General features: G+C 56.4%; 12 protein-coding genes. 2 read left to right on the forward strand and 10 right to left on the reverse strand.

What is annotated here, in order from left to right; all coding sequences use genetic code 11:
* Window positions 1-347: 347 nt before the first annotated feature.
* Both PGS25_RS02035 and mtaB read right to left on the reverse strand, forming a co-directional pair.
* Window positions 348-518 (reverse strand): hypothetical protein, encoded by a 171-nt coding sequence (locus tag PGS25_RS02035; protein ID WP_199667396.1) that lies wholly within the window; start codon window positions 516-518, stop codon window positions 348-350.
* Between the two features lie 83 nt (window positions 519-601).
* Window positions 602-1879, reverse strand: a complete 1278-nt coding sequence (gene mtaB / locus PGS25_RS02040; protein ID WP_270417523.1) for a tRNA (N(6)-L-threonylcarbamoyladenosine(37)-C(2))-methylthiotransferase MtaB — start codon at window positions 1877-1879, stop codon at window positions 602-604.
* 486 nt (window positions 1880-2365) lie between these two features.
* Here mtaB and PGS25_RS02045 point away from each other — a divergent pair, with 486 nt between their 5' ends.
* Window positions 2366-2662, forward strand: a complete 297-nt coding sequence (locus PGS25_RS02045) for a hypothetical protein (RefSeq protein WP_110437114.1) — start codon at window positions 2366-2368, stop codon at window positions 2660-2662.
* Window positions 2663-2733: 71 nt separating this feature from the next.
* On the forward strand, window positions 2734-4092 hold the full coding sequence (locus PGS25_RS02050) for a C40 family peptidase (RefSeq protein ID WP_270417525.1): 1359 nt from the start codon (window positions 2734-2736) through the stop codon (window positions 4090-4092).
* Window positions 4093-4155: 63 nt separating this feature from the next.
* Here PGS25_RS02050 and PGS25_RS02055 read toward each other — a convergent pair whose 3' ends face one another.
* The 8 genes from PGS25_RS02055 to PGS25_RS02090 all read right to left on the reverse strand — a co-directional run bounded on the left by PGS25_RS02055 (window position 4156) and on the right by PGS25_RS02090 (window position 13318).
* Window positions 4156-4707 carry a hypothetical protein gene (locus PGS25_RS02055; RefSeq protein ID WP_118729546.1) on the reverse strand — a complete coding sequence of 184 codons (552 nt, stop codon included), beginning with the start codon at window positions 4705-4707 and terminating at the stop codon, window positions 4156-4158.
* An 847-nt stretch (window positions 4708-5554) separates the two neighbouring features.
* Window positions 5555-6922 (reverse strand): sodium-dependent transporter, encoded by a 1368-nt coding sequence (locus tag PGS25_RS02060; RefSeq protein ID WP_270417526.1) that lies wholly within the window; start codon window positions 6920-6922, stop codon window positions 5555-5557.
* Between the two features lie 92 nt (window positions 6923-7014).
* Window positions 7015-7515 (reverse strand): tRNA adenosine(34) deaminase TadA, encoded by a 501-nt coding sequence (tadA, locus tag PGS25_RS02065; protein WP_270417527.1) that lies wholly within the window; start codon window positions 7513-7515, stop codon window positions 7015-7017.
* Between the two features lie 7 nt (window positions 7516-7522).
* A complete protein-coding gene (locus PGS25_RS02070; RefSeq protein ID WP_270417528.1) occupies window positions 7523-8542 on the reverse strand; it encodes an SHOCT domain-containing protein in 1020 nt (339 codons plus the stop codon).
* Between the two features lie 92 nt (window positions 8543-8634).
* Complete coding sequence (locus PGS25_RS02075; RefSeq protein ID WP_110437242.1) at window positions 8635-9669, reverse strand: rod shape-determining protein; 1035 nt, start codon at window positions 9667-9669, stop codon at window positions 8635-8637.
* A gap of 153 nt (window positions 9670-9822) precedes the next feature.
* Window positions 9823-10752 (reverse strand): type II secretion system protein, encoded by a 930-nt coding sequence (locus PGS25_RS02080; protein ID WP_270417529.1) that lies wholly within the window; start codon window positions 10750-10752, stop codon window positions 9823-9825.
* Between the two features lie 14 nt (window positions 10753-10766).
* Complete coding sequence (gene recD2, locus PGS25_RS02085; RefSeq protein ID WP_270417530.1) at window positions 10767-12998, reverse strand: SF1B family DNA helicase RecD2; 2232 nt, start codon at window positions 12996-12998, stop codon at window positions 10767-10769.
* A gap of 20 nt (window positions 12999-13018) precedes the next feature.
* Window positions 13019-13318, reverse strand: coding sequence for a hypothetical protein (locus tag PGS25_RS02090; RefSeq protein WP_116705137.1), 300 nt, complete (start codon window positions 13316-13318; stop codon window positions 13019-13021).
* Window positions 13319-13554 lie beyond the last annotated feature (236 nt).

The following is a 13554-nucleotide window of genomic DNA, read 5'->3' on the forward strand; positions in this document are numbered from 1 at the left end:
TGCTCCCCTACGGTAAAAAAACCCCTCTGCCGTTCCCCTTTTCGCTGCGGTCACATGTCGGCAATCTGCGCCAGACTATCCAAGGGAAAGGGGAGAAAATCAGAGGGTGGAAACCGCAGGTGTCTACCCTCTTGTGCCCCCGCCGGGTAGGCGCACTCCCCGCTGAGGTTCAGCGAAAAACTTCCCGCCCGTTAGGGGCGAACACGCTTACGCAGTTCGCATCCCCCGGTCAGCCGGTGCCGAAAAAACCGCCTGCGTGGTTCGCATCCCCCGGTTGCCCTATACCGCGAAAACGAAAAAGGCACCGCTCACGCGGTGCCTCTCCCTTCTGCGGATATGTCGGCTGCTCAGCAGCAGCAGTTGCCGCAATTACCGCAGCCGCCGCAGGTATTATCACCACAGGTACCGCAGGAACCGCAGCCGCCGCTGCCCTGACCGCAGCATACCCAGATCAGGATGATAAGGATGATGATCCACCACCAGGAATTTTCGCCCCAGAAGCCGTTAGAAGAACACATACTGTCATTTCCTCCTATCAAAGATTTCATTACATTCTATGGTAAGAGGCCGAAAGTGGTTACACATTCTCCATTCTCAATTTTCAATTCTCAATTTTCGCCCATACGCCGTCCTTGTACAGACCGATAACCTTTACGGTGACCGGATGATTTTTCTCCGCCTTATCCTCTATATATACAGGAAAGCCGTAGCGTCCGTGCGCCGCCCACAGGCCGCCGGTCGGGTGCTCAGGCAGCGCGTACAGCGTGCGGCCGACAAACTGCTTTCGATAGGCAATGCTGAGCGTTTCTGCCACCTGCTTTGCCCGCTCGGCACGGGCGGTTTTGGTCTGCTGATCGAGCTGACCCGGCATGGCGGCCGCCTTTGTGCCCTCGCGCACGGAATACGGGAATACATGGACGGACGCGAACGCGCATCTCTCCAGAAAGGCCAGCGTCTGCGCAAACTCGTCCTCGGTCTCGCCCGGAAAGCCGACAATCAAATCAGTCGTAACCGAGCAGTCCGGAAACGCACGTCTCAGCCGCTCGACACACCGGTAAAATTCCTCGCTCGTGTAGTGGCGGTTCATGCGCCGGAGAACGGTATCGCAGCCGCTCTGCATAGACAAATGAAAATGCCGTGCGAGATTGGCAAAGCCGGCAAGCCGTTCACAAAACGCATCGTCCACCGCCCTCGGGTCGAGGGAGCCGAGCCGGAACTGCACGTTCGGCTGCGCGGTCAGCAGCTTCTCCAGCAGCTCGGTGAGCGGCACCTGCGGCTCGAAGTCCTTGCCGTAGGACGCGATCTCGATGCCGGTCAGCACGATCTCGTGCACGCCCGCGTCAGCCAGCCGCGCCGTCTGCTCGAGCGCCTGCTCGACCGGCAGAGAGCGCACCCGCCCTCTCGCATACGGAATGATGCAGTAGGTGCAGAAGTTGTTGCAGCCGTCCTCGATCTTGAGCAGCGCGCGCGTGCGGCCGTGCGGGATGCCGGCAGGCAGAGTCTCAAAGCCGCTGTCCTCGCTCTCATGCACCTGCACAGCCTGTCCGCTGACGGCCTGCTCGCACAGGTCGATCACCTGCGCCCTATCCTTGGTACCGCAGATGAGGTCGATCTCGCCGGTGGCGCGGACACGCTCCGGGTCGGTCTGTGCAAAGCAGCCGCACGCCGCGATAACTGCGTTCGGATTGTCTCTCCGCAGCTTGTGGAACGCGCGGATATTCTTATGGTCGGACACCGATGTTACCGTACAGGTGTTGACGATCACGGCGTCCGCGTCCTTATCCACGATCTCATGTCCGCGCACCTGCGCCAGCTGACTGAGCGCCTGCGTCTCAAATAAATTAACCTTGCAGCCCAAGGTGAAAAAAGCAAATTTCACAAATGTACATTCCTTTGCTCTCAGCGGCCCGACACGCGCTCTGTGAACGCCTATATATAATAGGTAACACTGCATAATTGAACAAGAGCGATTTGCGAGGAATTTTGCGTACTAACGAGGCGTAGTTTTGCGGTAATACTTGATGTATTACCGTGAAATTACAACGAAGTTAGGACACAAAATTACCGCAAAGCGCCGCGGCAGTGCGACCGGAGCCTGCACAAGAAGCCGCAGCTTTAATTGTGGGGTGTTGCCTATGGTGTTTGATTGGGTTACAGCGTTTGTAACCTTACTCTCGTGCGCGTGCGGCCGCTGTGGATTTTCGCTGTCGATTCCTGCGTTTTTTTCGCGTTTGACAGGCTCTATTTTATCACAAAAATGCGAAATTTCAAAACAATGTTTGACAAACCTGTTCAAGCATGCTATACTGTAACCGTAATGTAACTTTGGAATGTAACCATTTTGTAACTATAAGGAGTGCAGATAATGCCTACCACCAAGAAGAATAACCTTCTGGAATACAAGGGTCACCCGCTGATGCGTAAGGAAAACATCATCTATTACGGCTCGATGAGTGACTCTCACATCATTATGATGCAGATCCTCGAATCTAGTGATTACAAGGGTCTGCCGGTTGCAAAGCGTGTATCCGTACAGCTTCAGCAGACCGATCCCAACGTACGTATGAAAGAGCGTATCGTCAAGAAAACCGAGAAGAACAGCATGTGGGCAGCGATGGATATTGCATCCATCTGGCTCGGCAGAGCACTGCACACGAAGTAAGACTTCCCCGCAGCTTTCTGCGGCAGTGTAAAGGCTGTTTTCTCCCATTTTGAAACGGAGGCTTCAATTTCATGTCTTTTTCTAAAAAACTCGCTCGCTTCGCACTTTCCGGTGCACTTGCGATGTCGATGGTCCTGCCGAACTCGCTGGCAGTATTTCAGGCCAAGGTAAACGCAGATTCGCTTTACCTGCGTCAGTCCCCCGGCGGTGCAGTGATCACGACCCTCTCCAAGGGTACCACGGTTGCGGTACTGAATAACAGCTCCAGCTGGTACAAGGTATCCGTAAACGGCAAGGAAGGCTACGTCAGCGGCGAGTACCTGACCGGCACCACCGCAACCGACGTTGCACTCGGCACCGGCACTGTAAAGTGCTCGAGCAGTGTAAATTTCCGTTCGGCGCCGAACACCTCGTCCACCTCTTACGGTGAGCTGAAGAACGGCACCAAGGTAAATGTAGTCGGCGTAAGCAGCGGCTGGTACAAGGTTACATACAATGGCAAGACCGGCTATATCCATCCGGATTATATCACGCTCGCAAGCAGCTCCGCCGGCACCGCCATCGCTCCGTCGAACACCGTAACCTCTACCACCGGCACCGCCGGTACGGTAAAGTGCTCCACCAGCGTAAACTTCCGCTCGGCGGCAAGCACCTCGTCCACCAGCTACGGTGAGCTGAAGAACGGCACCGCAGTTACCGTTCTCGACACGGAAAACGACTGGTGCAAGGTATCCTACGCAGGCAAGACCGGCTACATCAAGTCGGATTACGTGTCCACTACCGGTTCGGCATCCAATAACACGTCCGCGTCCACCGGTACGGCAGCAGTAGTTAAGTGCTCCTCTACCGTAAACTTCCGCTCTGCGGCAAGCACCTCGTCCACCGTTCTCGGTGAGCTGAAGAACGGCACCGCTATTACCGTGCTGAGCACCTCGAACGGCTGGAGCAAGGTATCCTACGCAGGCACGACCGGTTACATCAGTGCGGACTACCTCGTAACTGCTTCATCCGGTACGGCGATCAACCCGTCGAACACCGCAGCTTCTGTCTCGATCAGCGCAAAGCGCCAGAGCGTGCTGAACTATGCTGCACAGTTCCTCGGTGTTCCGTATGTATACGGCGGCAGCACGCCGAGCGGCTTTGACTGCTCTGGCTTTACCTCTTATGTGTTCAAGAACACGGTCGGCTCCATCCCGCGTGTCGCTCAGGCACAGTATGATGCAACCACCCGTGTTTCCCGCGACGATCTTCTGCCGGGCGATCTGGTATTCTTCGGCAGCAGTACCTCGTCCATCAGCCATGTAGGCATTTATGTCGGCAGTAACCAGTTTATTCACGCACCCAACACGGGCGATGTGGTTAAGTACTCGTCGCTGACCGGCAGCTATGCGACCCGCTATCAGGGCGCAGGCCGCGTAATTTTTGAGTAAGGTTACATACCAGAAATCCCTTCGGTTTTCCGAAGGGATTTTTCTTTTGCCTATTGAGAGCGGTTATCCCAGCAGCACCGCTTCCCCATCCTGCCACTGTATGGTCTGCGGCGTGAAGTCCCGCTGTTCCATGCGGATATTCCACTGTGCGGCGAACGCATCGGAGAGTGCCTGAGCGGTCTGCTCGGGCAAGGTGAAGCCTTCCAGCTTGATGGTCCGGCAGGTAAGGCTGAGTTTGCCGTTTGAAACAGCTGCGCTCCACGCACCGTACAGCTTGCAGCGCTCCGGCAGAAACAGCAGCGCCGTGCGCAGCTTGCCGGGTACCAGATTGCTTTCCGTCAGTGCTTGACGGGTTACGGCTGCCGTCACGGCAATCGTGCCGTCACGGCTGATTTTGACCGCCGTGCCCTCGACCGGAAACGGCAGCGCTTCGGTCAGCACAGACGCGATATCGTCCTCCGTGATGTGAAATTCCATTGCATCGCCCTCCTCAGGTGCGGCAGGCGCCGTTCCGGTATCCGCCCTGCCCATCAGCATATTTCCCAGCATCAGCAGGCACAGGAGCAGGCATACGCCTAAGATTACGGTATAGACTGCGCTTTTTTCCTCCTGCATGGCGGGTGCCTCCTTTTTTTGCTTCTTGCAACAGCTTATGCGGGATTGGGGTTTATATGCGTGCTATCGGATGCGAAATTGGAGCCAACCTTTGGCTGGGAGGTTCGCCGCACCCGCGGCGGTGGGCAAAAAGGAAGGGACACCTGCGGTTTGCCCGCAGGCTGCTAAACATTGTTCCCGCGCCGTGCGCGGATTAAATGAGTGCCCTTCCTCTTTGAACTCCTACCTTTTCCTTGTTTCCTAATCTGACGCATACCAGAGACCGGCGACCGCTTCGAAAAGGAAAACGGCAGTCGGGTTACTCTTGCGTGTCTTTCTCCGCCTATTCGCAGTTCACAGATAATCTACTGCTACACATATCGGCTACTCTCCGCAGGCGCAACACAAGGTGAATTGCCCGAAGGGCAAGAGAGGGTCCCCTGGGGGATACCCGTGTTGCGCAACTCGTTTCCGCGTTATTACGGACGGCACCTGCGAATTTTATCTGCTGAGAAATACTTTACTGTAGGGGCGCACATTGTGCGCCCACGCAACGCCCTATCAAACGTGTTTAGGGCGAACAATGTCCGCCCCTACGGTTATGCACCTGCCAATTTGTTTGATGCGATGCGCCGGGGTCGGCGCACCCTGCGGTGTACCGTGTTATTATGGTATATATAATTAGCATATATCGTGTAGAGCAACACAAGGTGAATTGCCCTAAGGGCAAGAGAAGCCACACTGGGGCGCCCCGCCGTGCAACCCATCTGCACATTGCTTTACCGCAGGGTCAATCTCCATTTTCAATTCTCAATCACTGCTCCGGATACGAAAAAAGCACCGCTTTCGCGGTGCTTTTCGCATTTCTTTAGAAGAACTTATCCTTAATGCCGAGTGCAAAGATGATGAGCACGATAATCGGCAGGATATAGCTTACATAGAAGCGGATATTATCCTTGACCTTGAATCCGCCGCCTTCGTTGGCCTCCTCCTTGAAGTTCTTCCAGCCCCAACCGTAGCGGGAGGTGCAGAACAACAGGTAAAACAGCGAGCCGAGCGGCAGCCAGATGTTGGACACGAGGAAGTCCTCGAGGTCGAGCACATTCGAGCCTGCGCCGAACGGCTGGAAGCCGGACCAGACATTGAAACCGAGCACGCACGGCAGCGACAGCAGGATCATCAGCACGATGTTGATGGCTGCGGTCTTTTTGCGGCTCCAGCCGGTCAGATCCATGCAGCAGGACATGATATTCTCGAACACGGCGAGGACGGTCGAGAAGGCAGCAAACGCCATGAATACGAAGAACAGGCTGCCCCACAGGCGGCCGAACGCCATGTGGTTAAAGATATTCGGCAGCGTAACGAAGATCAGGTTCGGACCGCTGTCCGGTGCCACACCGAAGGCAAAGCACGCCGGGAAGATGATCAGACCGGCAGTAAATGCTACGAACGTATCCAAAATCGCAACATTGACGGCCTCGCCGAGCAGCGCACGGCCCTTGCCGATATAGCTGCCGAAGATAGCCATCGCGCCGATGCCGAGCGACAGCGTGAAGAACGCCTGATTCATCGCGGCAACGATAACATTGGCGATGCCGCACTCCTGCATACGGCCGAGATCCGGAATCAGATAGAAGCGCAGACCCTCGCCCGAGCCTTCGGTTATGATGCTGTTGATCGCCAGAATAACCATGATGGCCAGCAGAATGATCATCATCACCTTGGTAACACGCTCCAGACCGCCCTGCAGGCCGAACGAGTTGATCATAAAGCCGATGACAACAACCGCAACCATGCAGACCGTCATAACCACCGGCTTGCCGAGCATTTCCGGGAAGGCTGCCTGCACCTGCTCACCGGTCGCGCCGACAAATCGGCCGCTGACCGTCAGGTAGAAGTAGTACAGCATCCAACCGCACACGGTGGTGTAGAACATCATCAGCAGGTAGTTGCCGATCATCGCCAGATAGCCGTGGATATGCCACTTGCTGCCCGGCTTCTCGAGCGCCTGATACGCCCGCACCGGACTTTTCTGGCTCGCACGGCCGATGGCAAATTCCATCGTCATGATCGGCAGACCGAGGATGAGCAGGAACAGCACATAGCACACGACGAACGCGCCGCCGCCGTACTGACCGACCATCCACGGGAACTTCCATACGTTGCCCACGCCGATGGCACAGCCTGCGGAAAGCAGGATGAAGCCGAGGCGCGAGCCGAGTCTTTCTCTTTGCATTGCTTGTTTTTACCCCTTTTAATTTACATACTATATCAAGCGTCCGAGACGCATGACTTACTCTCGTATAGCAATTTAGACAATTATTGCTATCATTCCGCGTCCGAGACTGCGGATTTTTCGATTTTGCGGATTTCTTTCCGTTTTTTACGCAGCTCGCGGAAGAAATTCCGCAGAATGTCCGCGCATTCCTGCTCCAGCACGCCACTCACCAGCGCGGGCTGATGATTGTACGGCAGTGCGAACAGGTTTATCATCGAGCCGCACGAACCGGCCTTCGGGTCGGGTGCGCCGTAGTACACGGTTTTCATGCGCGAGTTGATGAGCGCACCTGCGCACATCGGGCACGGCTCGAGCGTAACGTACAGATCGCAGCGGTGCAGCCGCCAGCCGCCCAGCTTTTTGCACGCCTTCTCGATGGCCTCGATTTCTGCATGGTGCAGTGCGTTTTTTTTGGTTTCCCGTCGGTTGCGTCCGCGTCCGACGATCTTGCCATCGCAGACAACCACCGCGCCGACTGGCACTTCGCCTTCGTCCGCTGCCTTTTGCGCCAGCTTGAGCGCGGCCTTCATATATTTTTCCTGTTCGGTCATAAATTCCTCAGATTTTCCCGAGCAGACGCGCTTTCGCCTGCTCAAATTCTTCATCTGTCAGGTGCCCTTTTTCGTGCAGTCCAGCCAGCCGCTCCAACTGGTCGATCATATCCGCCTTTGGTGCAGTTTTCCTTGCTTCTCCGCGCATTTCCTCGAACGTCAGCAATTTAGCGAAGCTCTCCATTGCCTGCGGTTCAAAGAACAAAGTTGCAGCACCGCCTGTCGGTGCGTCAATCTCTACCGCTGTGCTGCGCTCGTCTACCTCGCGGTATTCCGTACGGTCCGGTTCACCCTCCTGCAAACTGGTCTGAATGCCGACGATTATGCCGATCACGATGCCGATTACCAGACCGATAATATTCAGCAGAAGTGTACCGAACAAGCCAAAGACAAGTGCCAGCGCCGAACCGATCGCGATCGCTCTGCCGGTCATAAGACCGCCCTCTGTGCCGTGTACCTGATACGCCTCTCGACGCACTTCACCCGCTGCTTTTACCGAGCGAATCGAACGAACCGGCAACTCACCGCTCTGCAGGCTGCCCTTGCCCGTGTAGAGGCCCTTATCCCGACGGAAAAAGCGCAGCGCATCACCGTCGCGCCAGACCTCCAGCTTGCCCTTCGGTAGCAGTCCGCCGCCGTTTTTAACGGCAACCGTGAAGGTTTCCGCAGGCTTGTCCGTCGGCTCACCGGCACTGCGGCAGTCGAATCCCCAGCTTTGCAGCACCGCAAGATTGTCCGCGCCGTAGGACACGGAAAGCGCGGCATGGTTTCCGCTGCTGTCGGTCAGGGTCAGCGCAATCGGGCGCAGCTTGTACACACGAAGCATGCCCTGCATTTCGTCCGGCTCGGTCAGTGCCGCGTCCGCGGTAAGCGTGTACGCGCCCTTGTCCAGCGTGAGCGGCAGCTGCCCGCTGCCCTCGTCGGTCGGCATCAGCGTCCACGCCGCCGGCTCGGAAAATAAGTAATAGCGTCCCGCCGGTACGAACGGTGCGTCCTCTCGAATGGTTGCAACTACGTTTTTACTCATCAAGATTCACCTGCCCCACAATAAAGCCAATCTTAAAAATTTCAATTTGCTTGCAAATTGCATACAGGGGTATGGATACCCCCTATAAAGCGTCAGCGCGCTTTCATTTGTCTTTGCCGCGACAGATTCATCGTGCCGTCCTGCATTTTCGACAGGTTTTCCAGACAGTTGCCGGTACCGTACGCCACGCACGAAACCGCTTCGTCCGCGACGCGCGTCGGAATGCCGGTCTTGGAAGCGATCAGCTTATCGAAGCCCCAGATCAGCGAACCGCCGCCTGTCATGGTGATGCCGTTGGCGGAAATGTCGCCGGTCAGCTCGGGAGGTGTGCGCTCGAGCACCCAGTGCACCGCCTCGACGATCGCCGAGGAGACCTCCTCGAGCGCATCGAGAATCTCACTCGAGCTTACGGTAAACGTGCGCGGCAGACCGGTCATCAGACAGCGTCCCCTGACCTCCATGATCGCTTCCTCACTGCGCGGATACACACAGCCGACCGTGCGCTTGATCTCCTCTGCCGTGCGGTCGCCGATCAGCGCATTGTGCTTGCGGCGGACGTACTTGACAATGGCCTCGTCGAACTTATCGCCCGCGACCTTGATGGACGTGGACTCGACAATGCCGCCGAGCGAAATAACCGCCACGTCGGTCGTGCCGCCGCCAATATCGACCACCAGATTGCCGTTGGCCCTGTTGATGTTGATGCCCGCGCCGATGGCCGCCGCGACCGGCTCCTCGACCAGAAAAACGCGCTTTGCGCCCGCCTGCGTGCCCGCATCAATGACAGCACGCTCCTCCACCTCGGTGATGATGGACGGCACGCAAATGACCACATTCGGCTTGAACAGGTGGATACCCTGCACCTTTGCGATGAATTCCTTGATCATGCGCTCGGTCATCTCGTAATCCGAAATAACGCCCTCGCGCAGCGGACGGATGGCGACAATGTTGCCCGGTGTACGGCCAAGCATGCTCTGCGCTTCCTCGCCCACGGCAAGGATTTTGCCGGAAACTTTGTCCACCGCCACAACGGACGGCTCGTTAAGTACAACACCCTTGCCCTTTACATAGACCAGCACGGTTGCCGTGCCGAGGTCGATGCCGATATCGCTTGAAAAAAGCGACATCTTTTTCGCGATTCTTTGCAGAAAAGAAGCCATATTTCATTCCTTTCTCCGCGCTCTGTTCGCGTGGATTGACAGTATTACCATTATACAGATTTTGTGCGCCATTTGCAAGACTCCGGGGCAAATACCGAAAATTCGACAGAGAAAACGGCATCACTCCGGCAGCGTGTTCTTATACTGCTGGAATCTTACATCGTCTTCCACCTGTTTTTTATAGGCTGCATACGCCTCCGCCAGCGTGTCATATTTCGTTCCTGTGGTATAATCCTTAAAGGTGTTGAAACTGTTGATATGGTCCGCAATCGCAACATAGCCAACATAGCTTTGGCCCTCCTTGACGCTCCGGGCCGCGGTAATCGTTTCGGAGATGTAATAGCCGCCGCTCGCCCGGCTGACAATGACCGGTATCTGCTTGCCCGCACCGACGGTATCTGTATCGACCGATGTCCAGAACAAATAGCGGTTGCTCTCGTTCGTGGAACTGCCGAGAAACGCCCATGTACCCCTGTTTAGCAGGCTGTCGCTTCCGATCTCTTTCTTCACCTGGGGCACCATACTGGAATTAGGACACTTCGAGTCGATCTCAAAATACTGATTATAGTTCAGTTTCGACAAAATGCCGGTCTTATCGAGTATGCCGTGCAGCTTCTCGTCCCAGTTGATCGTGCTGTCCGCTGTGCTCTTGCCTTTCCAGTCAAACACGATCACAGCCTTTGCGCTGTCATAGTACACTTCGCATTCTCCGCCCGCGGTAGGGATTCCTTTCCAGTTCGCGGTATCTCCTTGCGCCTTAGAATGGGTAATGCCTGCAATTGTAATGGGATCTCTCGACTGCCAGTCATCCTGCTTCTGCTTCAGCCTGACCGTCTTGCTCATATTTTCGCTGTCCTGCTCCGTAACCGCAGCCAGCACATCGATATACGCCGCCCGTACCTCGATAAGGTCGGATGCCTCCAGACTTCTCTCGATGTACTGTATCAGCGCCGGTATCATAAACGCCGCAAGGATCGCCAGAATGACCAGCACAACAATCAATTCCACCAGCGTAAATCCCTTGCGGGTATTTTTCTCTTTCTTCTGCATTTTATCAGCACCTTTTACTGAGTATCGGCTAATCTAAGACGGGCTTTCAGCGCGCTGTACCGTCTGCCCTTCTGGTTGTTATTTACCATATACGCTACCACATCCTGACTGCCGACGATAACAAGCAGGCGCTTCGCGCGTGTGATCGCGGTGTAGAGAATGTTGCGCGTAAGCAGCTTGCGCGGCAGACCGTCCGACAGAGCGAGCACCACCGCGTCAAACTCGCTGCCCTGCGATTTATGTACGGTAACGGCATACGCCAGCTCCAGCTCGTTCAGCATATCGAAGGTGTAGGTCGCAATGCGGTCGTCAAAGCGAATCACCATGCACTCCTGCTGCGGAAAAATGCGGATGATCTCGCCAACGTCGCCGTTGAACACGCCGGTTCCCTGCTCGTCGTCCCCCTGCTTTTCCCACACGATGTCGTAGTTGTTTCGCACCTGCATCACGCGGTCGCCCTCGCGGAAAATGGTGTCTCCGAAGCGCTTTTCCAGCTTGCTTTCACTCGGCGGATTGAGCGCCTCCTGCAGACGGCGGTTGAGCGGAATGGTTCCGCTGCCGTGCCGCTTGGCAGGCGAAAGCACCTGTATCTGTGCAGGAGTGAAGCCGTAGTGCTTGGGCAATCTCTGGGCGCAAAGCTGTGCCACCGTTTCGATAACAGACGCCGGATCCGCCCGTTTCATGATGAAAAAGTCGCCGTCCGCGCCGGATGGCCTGGGCATTTCACCCGCGTTGACCGCGTGCGCGTTCATAACGATATCCGACTGCTGCGCCTGACGGAAAATCTCAGTCAGCTGAATGGTCGGCACCCGATGTGAGGTGATCAGGTCGCGCAGGAAGTTGCCCGGACCGACCGGCGGCAGCTGATCGGCATCACCGACGAGCACGAGCCGCGCACCGTGCGGCAGCGCATTGATGAGCGCCTGCATGAGCGTGATGTCCACCATGGACACCTCGTCCAGAATGACCGCGTCGCACTCGAGCGGATTGGTCACACTGCGGGCAAACACCGTGCGTCCGCCGCCCGCAAATCCTGCCTCGAGCAGCCGGTGAATAGTTTTCGCCTCCATGCCGGTCAGGTCGGAAAGACGTTTTGCCGCGCGGCCGGTCGGCGCGGCGAGCAGCGTGTCCAGTCCCAGTGCCTCAAACACCTGCAGGATGCCGCGCACCGTAGTCGTTTTGCCGGTGCCCGGGCCGCCGGTCAGGATAACAAGACCATTGCGTGCAGCCGTTGAAATCGCAAGCTGCTGTTTCTCGGAAAAAGTGAACTCACTGCTCTCCAAAAGCGCGGAAAGCAGCTCATCCACATCAAAATCGTACTCATAATTGCGCTCTGCCATGTAGCTGAGCATTTCGGCAAGATAGGCCTCCGCGTCATGCATGTCGCGCAGATAGACCGCGTCGCGGTCCGCGATGTGCTCACGCACCAGCCGCCCCTTTTCCTCCAGACGGGCAATGCCGTGCAGCGCCCGGTCCTCATCCACGACCACGTCATCGTCGCTCAGCAGCATGCATACCGCGTACAGCAGCTTCTCCACCGGGATGAACGTGTGGCCGTTGTTCAGGTTGAAGGTCAGCGTATACAGAATGCCCGCGTCCACGCGCTCATCGCTCAGCAGCGACAGCCCAAGCTCCATCGCCAGACCGTCCGCCAGCTTGAAATCCACATCATAGTATGGGTCACACAGCAGATACGGGTTCTCGCACAGCGCGTCGATGGCGCTTTCGTGCAGGCGCTTATACAGCAGCGGCGTGAGCGCGACCGGCAGGCCGTGTTCGCTCAGGAAGTCCATCAGCAGACGCATTTCGCTCTGTTCGGTGAACTGACGGCCGATCTCCTTCGCCTTGCGGTCGGTAATGCCGCGCAGCTCCGACAGACGCTCCGGCTCGTGCATAAGAATGTCAAACGTGTCTTCACCGAACTTTTCCGCAATTTTTGCCGCCAGCCGCGGACCGATGCCGCGAATCAGCCCCGAACCGAGGTACTCTGCGATGCCGCGCACTGAAGTCGGCAGCCGGCGCTCAAACGCCTCGGTCGCAAACTGCTCGCCGTAGGTCGGGTGCGTCACCCAGCAGCCGGTCAGAATGACCTCCTCACCCAGTCCAATGTTGGGAAACGTGCCGGTCGCCGTGACCTCAGCTCCGTTTTCCGCAGCAAGACGCAGCACGGCGTAGCCGTTTTCATCGTTGTAGTAAACGATCTGCTGCACCGTGCCGCGCACGATCAAATATTCTCTTTCGTCCAACGTCCCACCGTCCCAACTTGTCATTCCAGATAGGTTATGTCCTGCCGTGCCGCCATGTACTTGGCGATGTTCTGTCCCTGTCCGCTGCCGATTTCGACAAATGTGATCAGCAGACCGGGAAAATACTGCCGCCGCACGCGCAGTGCCGCGCGGATCAGGTGTTCGCTGACGGCATCGCAGCCGTCGCCGTACAGCGTCAGCTCCGCCGAGCCGTGCAGCCGCAGCAGCCGCGCGGAGACGATTTCGTACACCGTGTGCAGCACGGTGTAAAATCCCACCGCGGCAAATACCGCCAGAACCGATTGCAGAAAAACAGACATGAGCGTTCCCTCCTGCTATCAGCCTATGCACGGAGGGAATACTTTGTTAGTATATAGTATAGCACAATTGTTCGGATAAGTAAACCGAGCAGAAAATCAGGGAATAATTGAAAATTGAGAATGGAGAATGAACGTGATGATAGAACGATAACCAAATTTCATTTTCCATTCCTAAAAAAGAGACGCTTTCGCGTCTCTTTCAGTCTGTCGAAAAAGTCGTATAGTCAGCATTTTTC

The sequence above is a fragment of the Butyricicoccus sp. AM78-15b2TA genome, from assembly GCF_027665985.1.
GTDB classification, from domain to species: Bacteria; Bacillota; Clostridia; order Oscillospirales; family Butyricicoccaceae; genus Agathobaculum; species Agathobaculum butyriciproducens.

What these genes read in the sequence shown, in the direction of transcription:
- tadA (WP_270417527.1), bottom strand. Translation starts at nt 7,515, where the DNA reads ATGACCGAACAGGAAAAATATATGAAGGCCGCGCTCAAGCTGGCGCAA.
- PGS25_RS02075 (WP_110437242.1), bottom strand. Translation starts at nt 9,669, where the DNA reads ATGTCGCTTTTTTCAAGCGATATCGGCATCGACCTCGGCACGGCAACC.
- PGS25_RS02035 (WP_199667396.1), bottom strand. Translation starts at nt 518, where the DNA reads ATGTGTTCTTCTAACGGCTTCTGGGGCGAAAATTCCTGGTGGTGGATC.
- PGS25_RS02090 (WP_116705137.1), bottom strand. Translation starts at nt 13,318, where the DNA reads ATGTCTGTTTTTCTGCAATCGGTTCTGGCGGTATTTGCCGCGGTGGGA.
- PGS25_RS02055 (WP_118729546.1), bottom strand. Translation starts at nt 4,707, where the DNA reads ATGCAGGAGGAAAAAAGCGCAGTCTATACCGTAATCTTAGGCGTATGC.
- PGS25_RS02045 (WP_110437114.1), top strand. Translation starts at nt 2,366, where the DNA reads ATGCCTACCACCAAGAAGAATAACCTTCTGGAATACAAGGGTCACCCG.
- PGS25_RS02060 (WP_270417526.1), bottom strand. Translation starts at nt 6,922, where the DNA reads ATGCAAAGAGAAAGACTCGGCTCGCGCCTCGGCTTCATCCTGCTTTCC.
- PGS25_RS02070 (WP_270417528.1), bottom strand. Translation starts at nt 8,542, where the DNA reads ATGAGTAAAAACGTAGTTGCAACCATTCGAGAGGACGCACCGTTCGTA.
- PGS25_RS02080 (WP_270417529.1), bottom strand. Translation starts at nt 10,752, where the DNA reads ATGCAGAAGAAAGAGAAAAATACCCGCAAGGGATTTACGCTGGTGGAA.
- PGS25_RS02050 (WP_270417525.1), top strand. Translation starts at nt 2,734, where the DNA reads ATGTCTTTTTCTAAAAAACTCGCTCGCTTCGCACTTTCCGGTGCACTT.